Origin of the sequence: Leuconostoc mesenteroides subsp. mesenteroides ATCC 8293 (genome assembly GCF_000014445.1) — a bacterium.
Lineage (GTDB): Bacteria > Bacillota > Bacilli > Lactobacillales > Lactobacillaceae > Leuconostoc > Leuconostoc mesenteroides.
The window spans coordinates 1,138,951-1,155,711 of record NC_008531.1 but is presented as its reverse complement, the minus strand read 5'-3'; the positions used below and the strand labels follow the sequence as shown (position 1 = coordinate 1,155,711).

Below are 16,761 nucleotides of genomic sequence, written 5' to 3'. Positions count from 1 at the left end.
AAGGTGGTCCTAGGCAATGCTTAAGATAAATGGCTCTGTAGAGAATCAGTACGTTGGAAAGACAATTGCACAACTGCTCAATGACAAAAATGCTGCTTTAGAAAACATTGTAGTTGAACACAACGGTAAGATTTTACAACGTGAACGTTTTGTAGATACTTTTATTCATAATGATGATCAAATTGAAATTATTTCATTTGTAGGCGGAGGTTAAAGGAAGTCTTATGCACAAAATTAATATTGATGGTTACAGCGTTCAAGAAGTATATGAAGATATGAAACAACGCAATGTGCCAGGAACGTCAGAAAAACTTGCACAGGCCCATGTGACTATTGCAGGCGCTGGTGGACTTGGCTCTAATATTGCCATCGCATTAGCGCGTGCAGGAGTAGGGCATTTGACTTTGATTGATTTTGATGCTGTTGAGTTGAGTAACCTGAATCGACAGCAATTTAAATTGAGTCAAATTAATGTACCAAAGGTGATTGCGCTAAAACAAAATATATTAGAGTTCAATCCATTTATTACAATTTCAACAATTCAAGAAAGAGTCACGTCGCAAAATGTTGAAGCTCTATTTGGTGATAGTGATATCATATGTGAGGCATTTGATGACCCGCATAGTAAAGCAGTCCTATTAGGTAGTTCTCGTGAAATTTTTCCAAATAAACCGCTTGTTATGGGCAACGGGTTAGCTGGAATTCATAGTCCAAATAATATTAAAACGAGACAACAGAGCGAAAATGTATACATCTGTGGGGATAACATTAGTGCTGGAGTAGAAGGATTGATGGCACCAAGAGTGCTTGTGTGCGCTGGTCATCAAGCAAATGTCATTTTACAGCTAATACTCGGTAAAGTGGCTTTATAAATTTAGGAGAAACTGATAGTAATGAAAGAAAATACTGATACCTTGACCATTGGTGGTCATACATTCACTTCAAGATTCATTTTAGGATCCGGTAAATATTCCTATGAATTAATTGATTCAGCAGTAAAAAATGCTGATGCTCAGATAATAACAATGGCATTGAGACGTTCCAATGACGCCAAGGAAAATATTTTAAACTATATTCCTGAGAATGTCACTATTTTACCTAATACTTCAGGCTGCACAAATGCTGAAGAAACTATCCGAATTGCCCGTATTGCCCGTGAATTAAGTGGTAGTGACTTTATTAAATTAGAAGTAATTCCTGATAAAAAATACTTAATGCCTGATAATTACGAAACATTAAAAGCAACAGAAGTTCTGGCCAAAGAAGGCTTTATTGTAATGCCTTATATGTTGCCCGACTTAAACATAGCCCAACAATTAACCGATGCGGGAGCGGCAGCAATTATGCCACTAGGAGCACCAATTGGAACCAACAAGGGCCTGTCCAATAAAGATTTGATTCAAATTCTTATTAATGAGATTGACTTGCCAATTATAATTGATGCGGGTATCGGAAAACCTAGTCAAGCTGCTGAAGCTATGGAGATGGGGGCAGATGCCATTATGGCCAACACAGCAATGGCAACTGCTGGAAATATTCCTTTGATGGCTGAAGCATTCAAATTAGCAATCAATGCTGGGCGTAAAGCTTATTTAGCAAAACCTGGCCGGGTATTAGATGGATCTGCCTCACCGTCTTCAACGCTAACAGGAGTAAGTAATCCTGCTTAGGATGAATTCAAAAAGGAACTCACATGGAAAATACGATAGACCCAATAAATAAACGGCATAATAGTTGGGTCACTATTATTTTATTAAATTTTTTTGGTTGGATATTCATATATGCAGACCGGACAATATTAAATCCTGTTATGCCAGCTATTCAGTCAGAATTTGGCTTGAATCATAGCCAACTGGGTTTGATTTCGTCCTTGTTTTTCTTAACGTATACCATCGTGCAAATGCCTTTTTCTACCTTAGCAGACTACTTTAGTAAAAAATGGATTATTGGACTTGGTTTCATATTTTTTGGTGTGATGACCTTATTTTCTGGATTAGTCACAACTATTGGACTATTCTTAATTACTAGAGCAATGGTGGGTATTGGTGAAGGAAGCTTCTATGGCGCATCGTATGGATTATCCTCGCAAGTATTACCGAAAAACAAGTTAACTTTTGGAACAGCTTTAATTAATTCTGGACAGGCTTTTGGGCAAATTCTTGGCACATTATTATCCAGTATTCTTGTGTTACAGCTTCATTTTCATTGGTCTACCCCATTTATCACTATCAGCGTACCGACTGTAATCGTTGGACTTCTGTATATATTGGTTATACGAGACAAGCCGTTTAATGCATAAACTAAACCAAATCATTCTAAGACTGCAATTAAGTCAATCGACATCAAAGCGCTATTTACACGTAATTTGTCATGTACGTACTTGATGCTTTTTGCTTCAATTTATGGGCAGATTGTAATGATTACTTGGTTACCGTTATACTTGATAGATTATCGGCATATTTCAGGAACAAATGTAGGGTGGGTAGCATCCATTGTGCCGTTTATCGCCATTCCAAGTGCATTATTGTTTGCTAGAATAAATGATTATTTGAAAAATACTAAGACATTGATATGTATTTTAGTTCCTTTGTCGGCAATTTCACTGATTGTCGGCGTAACGATTAATAATGATATGGTCTTGTTACTGTCTTTGCTAGTCTATGGGGTAACAGGAAAAATGGCATTAGATCCTTTGCTATTGTATACCATTAAGATTAATGCTAAAAATTCGCAGCTGGCAATGACATTTGGGATTTATAATTTTTTGGGGATGATTGCATCAATTATTGCACCAATCATGACTGGCTTCTTAATTGATGTTACGAAAGGTATGAGCATTAGTTTTTATGTTGCCGCATTATTATTGATGGCGTCGTTAGTTTGCTTTAATTTTGTGAAATATGAAGCTGAACGAGACTGAACGCTTATGAAAAATATAGTATCTTTACTAAACGAATTCAAAAAAATTGGTTTAACTAGTTTTGATGGTGTGACGCGCTGTGTATATGATGAAAATTGGTTGGCAGCGCAAAAAAAGTATATGCAGATTGCTAGTGACTACGGTCTTTACACTTTTGTTGACGACATTGGAAATGTCTATGCAACAACAGAAAAAAACCTAGGCCAAAAAGTATTCATATTATCAGGATCACACATGGACACTGTAATTAATGGTGGGCCGTTAGATGGTGTTTATGGGACTTTAGCAAGTTTGATATCAATTGGCACATTAATGAAAAAATTTGGTCATCCCAAAATACCATTGGTTGCTGTTTCATTTTCGGAAGAAGAGGGGTCACGTTTTAATACAGCTTTTACAGGTTCACGGTATCTCATGAACAAGTTAGAAGACACAGTATACGGTCTGAGAGATCATGAAGGTTTATCTTTTAATCATGCACGTCAAAATGCTGTTACTCAATTAAAGGAACTAGCATCTGAATTAAAAGCGACTGGTCTGATCCACGCTTTTATTGAGTTGCATATTGAACAAGGACCAATATTAGAGAAAAAAAGACAAGATATCGGGATAGTGACTGATATTGTTGGTCAGAAAAAGCTATTGATCAAATGTTACGGTGTTGCTAATCACGCAGGGACAACGCCAATGAATATGAGATGTGATGCAATGAAAAAAGCAGTCACATTGATTCATCAGCTTTATGCGGTTTTAGATGAATTTGTAGCGTTGAGATACACAATTGGACAAATACGAGTTCAACCAAATGCTGCTAATGTTATTCCTAGTGAAGTTGATTTTTCATTAGATTTAAGACATAAAAGCCAAAAAAGGTTAGATGATGCATTCACAGCTGTTAAAGAGCTGACGGAATTGAATGATAGTATTTTGACGATTATGACGGATGTGAATGCCATTAAATTAAGTGATCAATTGGCAAATAACAGTGCTTTGGCTGCGCAATATCATAATTCAGCATACCAGTCGCTTATTTCTGGTGCTGGACACGATGCTCAAATTATTGCAAAATATGTGCCTACCACAATGATTTTTGTCCCTAGTATTAAAGGCAATAGTCATTCTCCTTCGGAAAACACAAAATCTGAGCATTTAGTAAATGGCCAATTAGTATTGCAACAAGCATTGTATCAATTAGCGTATATATAGATGAAAAAGCAAGTAACTTTGATGTTACTTGCTTTTTTAATTCACTGGACGTAAAAATCACAAATTACAAGTGCATGTTATTTTGAACAGTTTTGTTTTTCAATTAATATACGAAGAATAGAATTACCTTACAAAAAGTAACGATCTATTCTAGGTAGAACGTAAGTATTTTGTCAAAAAAGGTTAGGAGAACGATCATGTCAAGTATTAAGTACAGGAGTAAGACTGGAAATCAGATATTAATTCCATTCGTACTGCCTATTGCAATATTAGTCACATGGCAAGTAACTACTAGTATTAATTTAATTGATGAGTCATTACTGCCAACACCTGTAGCGGTCATAAGTAAATGTATCACACTAATCCAAAGTGGTGAATTACAGCGAAATATGAGTATTTCGTTGTACAGAGCTACTTCAGGATTGTTGCTTGGCGGCACATTAGGTTTTGTATTTGGGAGTGTTAATGGCGTTTCATTATTTGCGCAGCGTTTTTTTAATAGCTCAATTCAAATGATTCGAAATATTCCCCACTTAGCATTAATCCCATTAGTTATTATTTGGTTGGGTATTGGAGAAAGTGCAAAAATTTCGTTAGTCGCGGTAGGCGTATTTTTTCCTATCTATATCAATACTTTTCATGGCATACGTTCTATTGATAAGAGCCTAATTGAAATGGGTTCTTCCTATGGCCTAAGTAAAAAACAGATGTTAATGAAAATTATTATACCAGGTGCATTGCCTTCAATTTTAATGGGTTTTCGCTATGCTTTAGGAGTTATGTGGACAACACTCATTGTGTCTGAAACAATTTCGTCTAGTTCAGGAATTGGTTATATGGAAATAAATGCGCAGCAATTCTTAGATATGCCGACTATTTTTTTAAGTATCCTTATCTATGCTTTTCTTGGTAAAGTATCTGATTGGATTGCATTAAGTTTTGAAACCATCTTATTAAATTGGCAAAAAGGATAGATATATGAACTCAGTTATAAGATTAGATAACATCTGTAAAACATATGGGGAAAAACAAGTTCTAAAAAACATTAATTTTGATATTCAGGAGGGTGAGTTCGTTTCTTTCGTAGGGGAAAGTGGTGGTGGTAAAACAACACTCTTGAGGTTAATTTCAGGCCTAGAAAAGCCAACTTCTGGTCAGATTAGCGTTAATAACAAGTCATTAACAGATAAAAATGAAATTGCTCGTGTGATGTTCCAAGATTCACGCTTGCTACCATGGATGACTATTATAGATAATGTTACTTTTGGTAGCAAAAATAAGGATGTAAATGCTTACGCGTTAACACTTCTCGAAAAGGTTGAACTTGGCGATAAAAGCACATCATATCCACAACAGCTATCTGGTGGACAAAAACAGCGTGTCGCACTCGCTCGGGCGCTTATGTCACGACCTAAAATTCTCTTGTTAGATGAACCATTGGGGGCCTTAGATGCATTAACACGTTTAAAGATGCAGCGTCTAATTGCCAAGATTGTTGAAGAATCCAACTTAACAACTATTCTAATTACGCACGATGTTCAAGAGGCTGTACAGCTAGGGGATCGGGTAGTAGCTGTTAAAGACGGGCATTTGGGATTGATTATAGATGGCATTCGCAAGAGTAATGATCGTAACTATTCAACCGAGGCAACTGAAACGGTTCAAAGTTTCATATTATCCGCTAGCGAGGAAATAAAATGACGCAATTAGTTAGAAAAACAATGTTAGTTATTTTTTTGTTCTTATGGGCTGTTTGTGCCATTTATGGTTATACACAAACAATCGAGAAAAAAACAACGTTGCAAACTATTACGATTGGTTACCAAAAAGGTGATCCAATTGATATTGCTAAGCAACATGGTGAACTTATAAAAAATATGAAAAAACAAGGCTACAAAATTGTTTATCGCGAATTTGCTGATGGTGCTGCTGAGATGCAAGCATTAGCAAGTGGTAGTATTGACTACGCGCGCACTGGTGATACACCACCCGTCACAGCACAGGCCTCAAAAACGGATATTACCTATATTGCTGTTGGTGCAAGTAAATCTAGTGGATCCGCCATTTTGATACCTCAAAGTTCTAGTCTATCTAAAATATCAGATTTAAAGGGTAAGCGAATTGCTTATACTCAAGGAACTAGTTCTCAGTATCTGCTTCTTAGCGCGTTGAAGAAGGCCGGCCTTAGTTCTAGTGACGTTACGTTAGTTAACATGAAACAGACAGATGCCAGCATAGCCTTTAGTCAAGGAAAAATTGATGCTTGGGTTACATGGGATCCTTATACTGCCCAGGCAGAAGTATCTCAAAATGCTAAGGTGTTGACGACTGGAAAAAGGTTGAGTAAGAACCGTGACTTTTTATTATCTACCAAATCTATTGCTAAGAAAAATAAAAAAGTTTCATCATATCTCGTAAAATATCTTTCTCAAGATATGAAATGGGCTAACAATAATAAGTCCGAGGTTTCAAAACTATTGGCAAAATCTTTAAGCATGAAACAATCAGTTATTGAAAAAATGGTAAAACGTAGAGACTTCACAATGACCGGTATAACTTCAGCTGTTTTAAAAGAACAACAGAGTATTGCTAATTTATTTTACGAAGAAGGGTTGATAAACAAGAAAATCACAATTAAAGATACTGTGCTGAACACGACAAACTAAAGAAGGTGGTAGATAAAATATGTCAGTATTGCTCGATAGATTGAATAAACAATTAGAATTACACGAAAATGAAATTCAATTAATAGACGTAAAGAGTGAAATAAAGTTAACAGGAAAAGAAACTAAAGAGGCCATCCATTTATTTCGAGAACAATTTATTAATCAAAATATTCAGAGGGGTGATGTCGTCCTGATTGGATTAGAGAATTCAATTTGGATAACTATTATCGAACAAGCCTTATGGGAAATTGGTGCTATAGCACATCCTGTTGCCGAAACGACAGGCATTAAAGAAATTCTTAGTGAATTTACCGCCTACCGATATTCTGGAGCGATTGTTAGTGATCGCCTTCGTATGGAATTAGCAAATCAAGAGATACTTTCAGAAAGATCATTTGAAGTTTTAAGTCATCTGGTAAATCTTTTTTCATTCAACGGCACTTCTGTAAGGAAAATAGCCGATGATGATGAACAACAACTAGCTTTAATCTTAAATACTTCTGGGACAACTGGAAAACCCAAAAGAGTCGGTATCACTAATAAAAAAATATTATTGGCTACGCAAGCTGTTACAAAAAGTCAAAATATTAAAGAAAGCGATCATGCTTTAATTGTTATGCCAATGTTTCATATCAATGCACAGATTGTATCAACGGTTACTTCACGAATTAATGGCTGTCGAGTCATTGTAGCGCCAAAGTTTTCTGCAAGTCAATTTTGGACTATTGTCGCGAAGTACCAAGTTACTTGGTTGTCAGTTGTACCAACAATTATTAATATTTTACTAAAAAATCAAAATAGTAATCAACAGTACGAAAAAGTAAAAAAAGCAGTACACCTTGAATATGTGCGTTCAGCCTCCTTTTCGCTCCCTGAGCAATTATTAACAGACTTTGAGCGCAGATTTAATGTTAAGGTTCAAGAAGGTTATGGTATGACAGAGTCGACAACAGTTGTTTCAATTAATCCGTTAGATAAGCCAAAAGTTGGTTCAGTTGGCCCAGTGGTAGATACGGACATAGCGATTCATTCATCAGTCTATGGTATCACTTACAAACCCAATCAGCATGGAGAAATCGTAATAAGAGGACCTAGAGTACTACAAGCATATCTGGATCCTAAAGACAATATTTTAGTAGACGGTTATTTTCGAACCGGAGATATTGGTTATTTTGACGAAGAGGGCTATCTGTACGTGATTGGTCGAATAAAAGAAATCATCAACCATGGTGGAGAAAAAGTAGCTCCTGCTAAGGTGGAGGGGATTATTTCTCAGTTTCAGTTCGTAACAGAAGTCGCTGTTATTGGGCTGCCTGATGAATTATATGGTGAGAGAGTTGTAGCAGCACTACATCTGAATAATTCGAGTGATCATAATCAAGAGATTGATGAAATTAGGGGAAAAATTTCAAAAGAATTAGCTAAGTATGAACAACCTTCAGAGTATTTAATTACGGGGGCATTCCCTCGAAATCAAACTGGTAAAATTTTAAGGGCACAATTAATTGAACGTCTGAAAGGTGAAATGCAGCATGCAACAATCAAATAAACGGATTTACTTATTTGAAGTTGACTTTTTCAGGATAGTTTTCATTTTGGGCGTCCTTGCTAATCATACGACTACCTTAGTCACGCATAAGATCTCTACTCATTCAATGCCCTATGAAATTCTGATGGCAACTCACATTTCACTGCATTTCACGAGAATGGGTTTTATGTTTGTGACAGGCTTAGTCTTATTCATGAATAATTACTTTAAGCCAATGCAAATTTTAAAGTTTTGGAAAAAAAGATACCTCGGTGTTTTGATCCCTTACTTAAGTTGGACAGCTATTTTAACAGGAGCAGAAAACCATTCATCACTTGGGGATTTTTTAGAAAATTGGGCGCATTTGTCAGTTTATGCTGATAATTACTATATGTATTATATTTTGGTTACGATGCAACTGTATCTTATCTTTCCGTTGATTGTTTGGCTGTTTAAACGTTTTTTGTCGTATCATCATATGATAGTTGTAATTTCAGCAGTTGTTCAGTTAGGAATGCTTGTCTTCATTAAATATCAATTACCAAATATTGGTACAAGTGGATGGCCATATCTATTAAAAAACTATGGTTTTAATGTTTTTGTTTATCAATTTTATTTTATTATGGGTGGCTACGCGGCGATACATTATCAAGAATTCGTAGTTTTTATACGTAAATGGCATATATGGTTTGGCATATCATCGTTGGTTTTTGCTTGTGGAACAGTACTTCTATACTTTTATAATGTTCATGTATTAAACCTGACGTTAAACAAAGCAGAAGAAGTTCATCAGCCGTTTATTTTTATTTATGATGTAGTGATCATTGGTTACATTGTTTGGCTAGGTTTACGTTATGCCGATCTACGAAAAAACTATTTGCCAAAATGGATCACTAATTTTGTTGCTATTGGGGCCAAAATATCATTCGGCATATATTTGTCACAGACCCTACCGTTGGCGTTAATGTTTGTGCTATTATCATCACTACCTTCTGGTAATGGTTGGGTGCTATTAGTTATGTTACCTTTCATTTATATAATAACGGCACTCATGGGATATGCGCTATCTTACTTCTTTTACAAAGTTCCGCCATTTGGATTTTTGATTGGGCGACCGCAACATATACGAAAAGTGGTCAGAACTTGAACCTTTTTGTATTAAAGTTTTATTATTCACAAAATTATTTCACTACTTGAATGTAAAGGCTTACAAGTTTATAATGTAGTTGTAATTAAAAAGGAGGAAATTCACATGGTTAAAGTTGCAGTTGTTACTGGTGGTGGACAAGGAATTGGTGAGGGTATTGTTAAGCAACTCGCATCAGACGGTTTCACTGTCGCAGTCGCTGATTTAAACAAAGATAATGCGGTGAAAGTTGCCGAAGAAGTTGGTAATGACTCAAAAGGGTACTACGTTGACATTTCAAGTCATGAGGATATGTTCAAGTTAGTTGATGACGTTGTGAACGACTTTGGTCAATTAGATGTTTTTGTGAACAATGCAGGGATTGCACAAATTGCTGCCATTGTAGACGCTAAGCCTGATGAAATTACTAAGATTTTCAACATCAACGTCAACGGAACAATATATGGTATTCAAGCTGCCGCTAAACAATTTAAGAAACAAGGCAGAGGTGGAAAGATTATTAATGCTTGTTCTATTGCTGGGCACCAAGCCGTTGAGTTGCTAGGTATTTATTCAGCTACCAAGTTTGCGGTACGTGGTATTACACAAGCTGCTGCCAAAGAGCTAGCAAAAGACAAAATTACTGTAAATGCCTATTGCCCTGGTATCGTCTTGACACCAATGTGGGATCAAATTGATGCTGCAATGGCTAAAATTTACGACCGTCCATTAGGAGAGACAAAGCAAGAATATATTGATGGTATTGCATTGGGTCGTGGTGAAGAACCAGCTGATGTTGCTAACCTAGTGTCATTTTTGGCTGATGACAAATCAAATTATATCACCGGTCAATCTATTTTAGTTGATGGTGGGATTAATTATGTATAATAGTCTTTGATGACGAATAAAAATAACTATTTAAATTTTTTAAAACACATAAATAAAGTAAATAAAACCGATCTATTTAGTAATTCGGGAAATCTTCAACCAATTGCGATAAAGTTAACACAAGGCTTGGATTTGGTGATACATGACTATTCTTTCGATAGGTATTATGGGGCGATAACTTTTTCTGACCAAGTGTTGCGCTTAGATTTTTCCTACAATGGATCTGTTAACTTAATCAAAAATAATCAAGAGACAATTTTTCTGGAACCGGGTTTTTTGAAAATAGCTCAAAGTTTTGATGATAATAATCACTATTCTAGCGTTAGTGGCCAATATCAAGGCATTACATTGCTGATCAATCGCCAGAAAGTTAGTGACGATTTTATAAGGCTTGTTGGTAATGACCAGCTAATTGATAGCATTACTAAGTATTATTTATCCGACCAAGATTATATCTTGATAAAAACAGAGTTTATTGAACGGTTTTTTAAAGATTTTGAAGCGGTTGAAGTAACGAATCAATTGCAATTTTTACGATTGAAAATAGCGGAATTATTATTATATCTTAATTCAGATGAGGCGCACGAAGCTATTTTACCGAAAACTTATTTTCCAACAAGAGATATTAAGAAAATTTATGCTATTCATGGCTATTTGCTGAATCACATCGGTGAAAAGTTAACTTTGCAGCAGTTGGCTAGACAATATGATATTGGTCAAACGACCATGCAGAAATTGTTTAAAGCCACATATTACCAGTCAATTCACAGTTTCTTGATGTCTGCGCGCTTGGAATATGCCTGTGCTTTACTAAAGGATAGTCAGGCCAGTATTACTTTTATTGCCAACGAAGTTGGTTATATGAATACAAGTAAGTTCTCAGCCTTTTTTAAAAAGGAAAAACAAATGACACCTAAAATGTATCGTCAACTTTATAAAAACTAAGTTTAGTAGGCTCATTGAACGATTGGGCTAGAATTACCAAAATAGAGCAGTATACCACATGAAATTCCTTTACATTAATCACTAGAGTATTTGATTAAGGAAAGGAATTTTTTATTTTATGAAAAAGAAACTCTTTGTTGCGACACTGGTGTCGTATTTGGGAATTTACATTACCATGCCAGTTTTGTCAGCAATTTCAACTAAAGCACACATGATACCAAGTCAAATTGGTATTATGATTTCTCTCGGTGCTGCGGCAATGTTACTGTTTGCACCAATATGGGGGAAAATGAGTGATATATTTGGTCGTAGAATCGTGATGATTATTGGACTGTTCGGGATGGGGGTATTCTTCATTCTTTACGTGATCTTGTTTCATATGTCAATTGCGTCGTCAAAAGCAGTACCATTATTCTTTTATGGATTGATGGGCACTAGGTTCTTGCTGGGCATATTCATGACAACGACACCAACGGCGGCAAATGCTTATATGGCAGATATTTCAACGACCAAAGATCGTGCAAAAGACATGTCATCCCTTGGCTTTGCAACAGGGTTAGCAATGGTCTTGGGGCCAATTATTGGTGGGGTGATTTCAACAACTGGTAATCTATATTTGCCTTTTTATACAACCATTGTTCTCTTGTTGTTGTTTACCGTTATTATGACGGCTATTTTACCCAAAAGACAGGTGTCAATTAACGAAACACACGCTACCGACAAAAAAGAAACTGGGTCAAAAAAGTTTTTCTCGGTTAAATTATTGAGCTGGTTGTTAGTTGGATGTTCTGTGATGTTCGTTGTGGTTGGGTTACAGTTACTAACATCGCTATATTTACATGACAATATTGGTCAAACGGTTGTTCAAAGTGCGAAGACCTCGTCTCTGCTGTTTGTTATATTAGGCGTAACATTAATGTTGACACAAATTTTGCAAATTAAAGTACTAAATTTTTCTGCTCGTAAGATGATGATTGTCGGAATTCCATTACTTGTGCTTGGCTTGTTATTGATTACTGTAGCTAGTGCCTTTTGGATGTTAGTGGTAAGCTACATTTTGATTGGTGCAGGAGCTGCGTTTGGAATGAGTTCACTATCTGCTGGTGCTTCACTTGTTGTTTCACAGGATCAACAAGGAGCAGTTGCAGGTACTGTTGCTATGACCCAAGCAATAGCTGGAATTGTGTCACCATTGTTTGGTTCATTTATTTATCAAATTAACATAAAGTTACCATTTTTATTTTTTGCTGCGTTTGCGATTTTAACTTATTTATTTTTTCTTGCTAATAATTCAAAACGTGAAAATACATTGAGCTAGTTCATAGTAAAGGAGAAATTAGTCTAATGACAGACAGTGATAATCAACAGAAATGGCCAGCGTTACCCGCCACATTAAGTAACATAGCAGTTACAAAAAATAGCGGTAAGTACGAGTCTGTTAGTTCTAATTATTTTAAGGTAGGGCATCCTAGATTAGTATTCATGGCTGAAAATGATGAACAAGTTTCGCACGTGGTTGAGTACGCTGGAAATGTGCAGCGTTTTGTTGGACATCAAATTCCTTTTTCTGTTCGTAGTGGTGGGCACGGCATAACTAATTATTCAGTTAATGATGGTGGTATCATTATTGACCTATCACAGATGAACCAAGTAAACATACTTGATGAGGCTAAAGGTCTTGTTAAAGTCCAAGCCGGTGCAGTTTGGGGTGACGTGGCTGACAAAATTAGTAAAGCCGATTTAGTTTTGTCTAGTGGTGACTTTGGCGACACCGGCGTTGGTGGTTTAGCAACTTCCGGTGGGTTAGGTTTACTCGTGCGGAAACAAGGATTGACCACTGATCAAATACTAGGTGCAACTATCATTACCGCTGATGGCAAGAAGCGTAATGTTAACAAAGAAGAAAATAGCGACCTATTTTGGGCAATTCGTGGCGGAGGTTCACAAGTCGGTATCGTTACTGAGTTTATTTTTCAAGCCGACAAAGTCGAACCAGCAAAATCAGGACAAAGAGTACCAATCGGTTTGCAAAAGTTATCATATAACGTATTCGACTTATCACATTTTTTGTTTGCATGGCATTCTTGGATAACAACTGCGACTGAAGATATGAGTAGTTTATTAATGCTAACCAAAAATGACAGTAATTCAAGTATTATTTCGGTGCAGGCAACTAACATCTGGTGCGGTGAAAAAACAGATTTGTGCGAAAAATATTTTACTGACGCACTAAACATCGCCAAAGTTGAAAAGCAAGATGAGAGCAATTTGAGTTATCATACATTAGTCCAGGCACCGCATTTACCACACGAAGGGGCGAATAACGTCTATGTCAAAAATGTACTGTTAACTAAAATTGATGATCATTTACTGAATGCATTGCATACCATGTTAAAATCTAGTGCAGTCATGGGTATTGAAGTGCGCGCTATTGATGGTCCTATAAATCAGTTGTCGCCTGATTTTGATGCTTGGTCATTTCGTGAGGCAACGTTGTTTGTTGCTATGTGGGGAGACATCACACAATCAGGTTTATTGAATCAATTATTCAAACCGCTACAAGAGCATGGATGTGGTGTGTATGGTGCTTATTCCAGTGATACCAGTAAGTCAGAAACAACAAAAGCATGGTCACGTGATACGCGTGAACGATTGCAAAAGGTTGTTAAAAAATATGATTCAAAACACATCATAAACCAATCTAGATATGCATAAAAAAAGAGCAGAGATATAGTTGACTATATCTCTGCTCTTTTTTTATAGTTTTTTCTGCATCTTTATATCAGTTATTTCAAAGCCAGTTTTCTCGTAAACATGTATAGCGCGAGAATTAGTACCAAAAACATGTAAGCCAATTGAGGTGAACCCCAGCGCTTTTGCTTTTGTGGAAGCTAGTGCAATGGCTTGAGAGCCAAAACCATTATTTTGATAGGTATCGTAAATTTCAAAGTCAAAAATAAAAGCGATGTTCTTGTTTTCACTGTCTGCTCCAAGCCAAATATAGCCAATAACGTTGTCATCATTGATAATGGAGAAGAGAAAGTTATCTGGAGTGTTTAATCCATCTGGCAATAGTCGGTCATATGTTAGTTTTGCATTACCCAGCGAATCTTCCTGTGTCCAACTACCAGCTTGCACTTTTTCCAAAGCGTATTCTTTGATTGATCTACTCATATAGTCATCAAAATGCGTTGCTGTCATTTTTTCTAATCTTAACATTGTTATCTCCTCGTATTTAGTTACTTAGTATACCATATCAATCACAATTGCCCTAAAGGGCAAAAAGTGTGCCCTTTGGTACGATGTGTAAGTCTCTTTTTGTTGATATAGTCAATATATTAACTTAGAAGGAGAAATATATTAATGGGGCAATTACTTAGTAAATTAGGACGGTGGATATATCGGCATGCCAAGCTGACAATTGTGGCATTTTTCATAACAATTGCTGTATCAGTTGGTGCGGCTCTTAGCTTTGGTATTCATTTTGATAGTGCGGGGATGTCTATTCAGGGGTCACAGTCTGAAAGAGCTAATAAACTAATGGAAAAGGAGTTTCCAAGTACTAGGCAAAATGGTGGTCAGGTACAAATTGTACTACACTCAAATAATGGTAAAGCATTAACTACTGATAAAAATCAGCAAGTCATGGCAGAACTATTTCAAGATGTACAAAAAAACAGCCATGTCAAAATGGTGATTTTGCCAGCTATGTTAAATAGTTACAGTAAAGATGGCATGACTGCTACAGCTAGGGTGATATATAAGCAAAAAGGCGAAAATGTTTCAGAAAAAACAGTTGACGCATTAGAGAAGTCAATAAAGATTACACGACACAAAAGTATTCAAACAGAACTAACTTCAAATGATGTTACGATTTCAGGTATGGATAATGGTGAGCAGGCTGAAGTGGTTGGCTTGGCTATTGCATTTGTGATTTTAGCAATTACTTTTGCTTCACTATTGGTCGCTGGAATTCCTATTTTATCAGCTCTATTGGGTCTGGTGACTGGTATGATGTTGGTTTTGATTTCAACGAACTTCTTATCAGTAGCAACTTTCTCAATGTCATTAGTTGGAATGATGGGATTGGCAGTCGGAATTGATTATGCTTTATTTATCATTTCACGTTACAGACAAGAATTACAGCAAAATAAATCAAAAAAAGATGCCTTATCGGCAGCGATGTCTACCGCAGGTACGTCGGTGATATTTGCTGGGGCAACAGTCATTGTCGCTTTATTAGGTATGACAGTCCTTGGCATTGATATGCTCTCAGTGATGGGTATTACTGCTTCTTTGGCCATTCTTACTGCAATTTTAACTTCCTTGACTTTTGTACCAGCGATGCTGGTCGTATTAGGTGATCGAGTTACCGGCAAAAAGCCAAACCGATTGTTACAATTTGCAAGTAAAATGCGCATTGAAGGTGGTTGGGGTGAGCTAGTAACCAAATATAAGTTACTATTAACAATGTTGGTGGTCGTGGTACTGGGTGTTATTGCAACACCATTCACACATATTAACCTTGGACTACCTAACGATTCGGTTAAGTCAGAAAAACTAACTGAACGACGCGCATATGATTTGATGACAGAAGCCTATGGCGAGGGTAGTCAAGCAACATTGGTCGTGTTACTAAAAACAGATAACATGGTAAAGGTGAGCGATAGTGTTAATGAGATTAAAGATTTAGGAAATGTAGCCACTGTTTCACAAGCTATGCCAAGTAAAGATAACGATTATCAGATGATTACGGTCATTCCCAAAACGGATGCCAATGCTGTTAAAACTAAGAAGCTCGTTCATAAGATACGTGACTTGAATCAAAAAAAGGGTTTGCCAAGGTTGTATGTTACAGGATCTACTGCCATCAATATCGATATGTCTGATGCATTAATGAAGGCTTTGCCAAAGTTCGCAATTATTATCGTGCTATTCGCATTCATTTTGTTGACAGTCGTATTTAGATCCTTGCTGATTCCATTGGTTGCGGTGCTAGGATTTGTGTTATCATTAGGGGCAACATTGGGCGCTATTGTGTTTATAGCACAAGATGGCCACTTCATTAACTTGTTTGGTATTCCAGCCAAGGGCGCAATACTTAATTTCTTACCAGTTCTTGTTATTGGTATTATGTTTGGATTAGCTATGGATTATGAAGTCTTCTTGGTCAGTCGAATTCGCGAGCACTATCTAAAAACAGAGAACACTAGGCAGGCAGTAATCTTAGGCATGCGAGATAGTGGACCAGCTGTCGTGGCGGCGGCACTTATTATGATGGCGGTCTTCTCTGGATTTATTTTCGCTAGTGATGCCATTGTAAAGTCGATGGGATTAGTATTAGCATCTGGAATCTTGTTCGATGCGATATTGGTAAGACTAATTCTTGTACCAGCTACAATTGATCTGTTTGGAAAGGCGAGTTGGTACCTGCCAAAATGGTTGGATAAAATATTGCCTAACGTAAAAATCGATTAATCAC

17 protein-coding genes are annotated in these 16,761 nt (G+C 36.6%); 16 read left to right on the top strand and 1 reads right to left on the bottom strand.

Features of this window, described 5'->3' with window-relative positions; translation table 11 throughout:
- The first annotated feature begins 16 nt into the window (after nt 1–16).
- The 15 genes from thiS to LEUM_RS05585 all read left to right on the top strand — a co-directional run bounded on the left by thiS (nt 17) and on the right by LEUM_RS05585 (nt 13,994).
- Nucleotides 17–214: a sulfur carrier protein ThiS gene (gene thiS, locus LEUM_RS05650; protein WP_010292462.1), complete on the top strand. Its 198-nt coding sequence runs from the start codon at nt 17–19 to the stop codon at nt 212–214.
- A gap of 10 nt (nt 215–224) precedes the next feature.
- Entirely contained in the window at nt 225–872 is a 648-nt protein-coding gene (thiF, locus tag LEUM_RS05645) for a sulfur carrier protein ThiS adenylyltransferase ThiF (protein WP_011679892.1), read from the top strand.
- Between the two features lie 21 nt (nt 873–893).
- Nucleotides 894–1,670: a thiazole synthase gene (locus tag LEUM_RS05640; protein ID WP_011679891.1), complete on the top strand. Its 777-nt coding sequence runs from the start codon at nt 894–896 to the stop codon at nt 1,668–1,670.
- A 23-nt stretch (nt 1,671–1,693) separates the two neighbouring features.
- A complete protein-coding gene (locus LEUM_RS10880; protein WP_242824517.1) occupies nt 1,694–2,299 on the top strand; it encodes an MFS transporter in 606 nt (201 codons plus the stop codon).
- Between the two features lie 66 nt (nt 2,300–2,365).
- The gene (locus LEUM_RS10875) at nt 2,366–2,920 is read left to right on the top strand and encodes an MFS transporter (RefSeq protein WP_341349448.1); all 555 of its coding nucleotides are present in this window, start codon (nt 2,366–2,368) and stop codon (nt 2,918–2,920) included.
- 6 nt (nt 2,921–2,926) lie between these two features.
- Nucleotides 2,927–4,126, top strand: coding sequence for a Zn-dependent hydrolase (locus LEUM_RS05630; protein ID WP_011679890.1), 1,200 nt, complete (start codon nt 2,927–2,929; stop codon nt 4,124–4,126).
- A gap of 197 nt (nt 4,127–4,323) precedes the next feature.
- Nucleotides 4,324–5,100: an ABC transporter permease subunit gene (locus tag LEUM_RS05625; RefSeq protein ID WP_011679889.1), complete on the top strand. Its 777-nt coding sequence runs from the start codon at nt 4,324–4,326 to the stop codon at nt 5,098–5,100.
- A gap of 4 nt (nt 5,101–5,104) precedes the next feature.
- Nucleotides 5,105–5,827, top strand: coding sequence for an ABC transporter ATP-binding protein (locus LEUM_RS05620; protein WP_011679888.1), 723 nt, complete (start codon nt 5,105–5,107; stop codon nt 5,825–5,827).
- A complete protein-coding gene (locus LEUM_RS05615; RefSeq protein ID WP_011679887.1) occupies nt 5,824–6,792 on the top strand; it encodes an aliphatic sulfonate ABC transporter substrate-binding protein in 969 nt (322 codons plus the stop codon). Before LEUM_RS05620 ends, LEUM_RS05615 begins: the two co-directional genes overlap by 4 nt.
- Nucleotides 6,793–6,811: 19 nt before the next feature.
- Entirely contained in the window at nt 6,812–8,341 is a 1,530-nt protein-coding gene (locus LEUM_RS05610) for an AMP-binding protein (protein ID WP_011679886.1), read from the top strand.
- Nucleotides 8,325–9,467: an acyltransferase family protein gene (locus tag LEUM_RS05605; protein ID WP_011679885.1), complete on the top strand. Its 1,143-nt coding sequence runs from the start codon at nt 8,325–8,327 to the stop codon at nt 9,465–9,467. Before LEUM_RS05610 ends, LEUM_RS05605 begins: the two co-directional genes overlap by 17 nt.
- Nucleotides 9,468–9,572: 105 nt before the next feature.
- Entirely contained in the window at nt 9,573–10,334 is a 762-nt protein-coding gene (locus LEUM_RS05600) for an acetoin reductase (RefSeq protein ID WP_010277938.1), read from the top strand.
- Nucleotides 10,335–10,343: 9 nt separating this feature from the next.
- Nucleotides 10,344–11,279: a helix-turn-helix domain-containing protein gene (locus LEUM_RS05595; RefSeq protein ID WP_011679884.1), complete on the top strand. Its 936-nt coding sequence runs from the start codon at nt 10,344–10,346 to the stop codon at nt 11,277–11,279.
- Between the two features lie 118 nt (nt 11,280–11,397).
- Nucleotides 11,398–12,597 carry an MFS transporter gene (locus LEUM_RS05590; protein WP_011679883.1) on the top strand — a complete coding sequence of 400 codons (1,200 nt, stop codon included), beginning with the start codon at nt 11,398–11,400 and terminating at the stop codon, nt 12,595–12,597.
- A gap of 26 nt (nt 12,598–12,623) precedes the next feature.
- On the top strand, nt 12,624–13,994 hold the full coding sequence (locus LEUM_RS05585; RefSeq protein WP_011679882.1) for an FAD-binding oxidoreductase: 1,371 nt from the start codon (nt 12,624–12,626) through the stop codon (nt 13,992–13,994).
- A 42-nt stretch (nt 13,995–14,036) separates the two neighbouring features.
- Here the strand turns inward: LEUM_RS05585 and LEUM_RS05580 are convergent, their stop codons facing one another.
- Complete coding sequence (locus LEUM_RS05580; protein WP_011679881.1) at nt 14,037–14,498, bottom strand: GNAT family N-acetyltransferase; 462 nt, start codon at nt 14,496–14,498, stop codon at nt 14,037–14,039.
- Nucleotides 14,499–14,642: 144 nt separating this feature from the next.
- Between LEUM_RS05580 and LEUM_RS05575 the strand changes: the two genes are divergently transcribed.
- Complete coding sequence (locus LEUM_RS05575; protein WP_011679880.1) at nt 14,643–16,757, top strand: MMPL family transporter; 2,115 nt, start codon at nt 14,643–14,645, stop codon at nt 16,755–16,757.
- Nucleotides 16,758–16,761: the final 4 nt, after the last annotated feature.

Coding starts and splice junctions, on each gene's coding strand:
- thiS (WP_010292462.1), top strand. CDS start 17: ATGCTTAAGATAAATGGCTCTGTAGAGAATCAGTACGTTGGAAAGACA.
- thiF (WP_011679892.1), top strand. CDS start 225: ATGCACAAAATTAATATTGATGGTTACAGCGTTCAAGAAGTATATGAA.
- LEUM_RS05640 (WP_011679891.1), top strand. CDS start 894: ATGAAAGAAAATACTGATACCTTGACCATTGGTGGTCATACATTCACT.
- LEUM_RS10880 (WP_242824517.1), top strand. CDS start 1,694: ATGGAAAATACGATAGACCCAATAAATAAACGGCATAATAGTTGGGTC.
- LEUM_RS05630 (WP_011679890.1), top strand. CDS start 2,927: ATGAAAAATATAGTATCTTTACTAAACGAATTCAAAAAAATTGGTTTA.
- LEUM_RS05625 (WP_011679889.1), top strand. CDS start 4,324: ATGTCAAGTATTAAGTACAGGAGTAAGACTGGAAATCAGATATTAATT.
- LEUM_RS05620 (WP_011679888.1), top strand. CDS start 5,105: ATGAACTCAGTTATAAGATTAGATAACATCTGTAAAACATATGGGGAA.
- LEUM_RS05615 (WP_011679887.1), top strand. CDS start 5,824: ATGACGCAATTAGTTAGAAAAACAATGTTAGTTATTTTTTTGTTCTTA.
- LEUM_RS05610 (WP_011679886.1), top strand. CDS start 6,812: ATGTCAGTATTGCTCGATAGATTGAATAAACAATTAGAATTACACGAA.
- LEUM_RS05605 (WP_011679885.1), top strand. CDS start 8,325: ATGCAACAATCAAATAAACGGATTTACTTATTTGAAGTTGACTTTTTC.
- LEUM_RS05600 (WP_010277938.1), top strand. CDS start 9,573: ATGGTTAAAGTTGCAGTTGTTACTGGTGGTGGACAAGGAATTGGTGAG.
- LEUM_RS05595 (WP_011679884.1), top strand. CDS start 10,344: ATGACGAATAAAAATAACTATTTAAATTTTTTAAAACACATAAATAAA.
- LEUM_RS05590 (WP_011679883.1), top strand. CDS start 11,398: ATGAAAAAGAAACTCTTTGTTGCGACACTGGTGTCGTATTTGGGAATT.
- LEUM_RS05585 (WP_011679882.1), top strand. CDS start 12,624: ATGACAGACAGTGATAATCAACAGAAATGGCCAGCGTTACCCGCCACA.
- LEUM_RS05580 (WP_011679881.1), bottom strand. CDS start 14,498: ATGTTAAGATTAGAAAAAATGACAGCAACGCATTTTGATGACTATATG.
- LEUM_RS05575 (WP_011679880.1), top strand. CDS start 14,643: ATGGGGCAATTACTTAGTAAATTAGGACGGTGGATATATCGGCATGCC.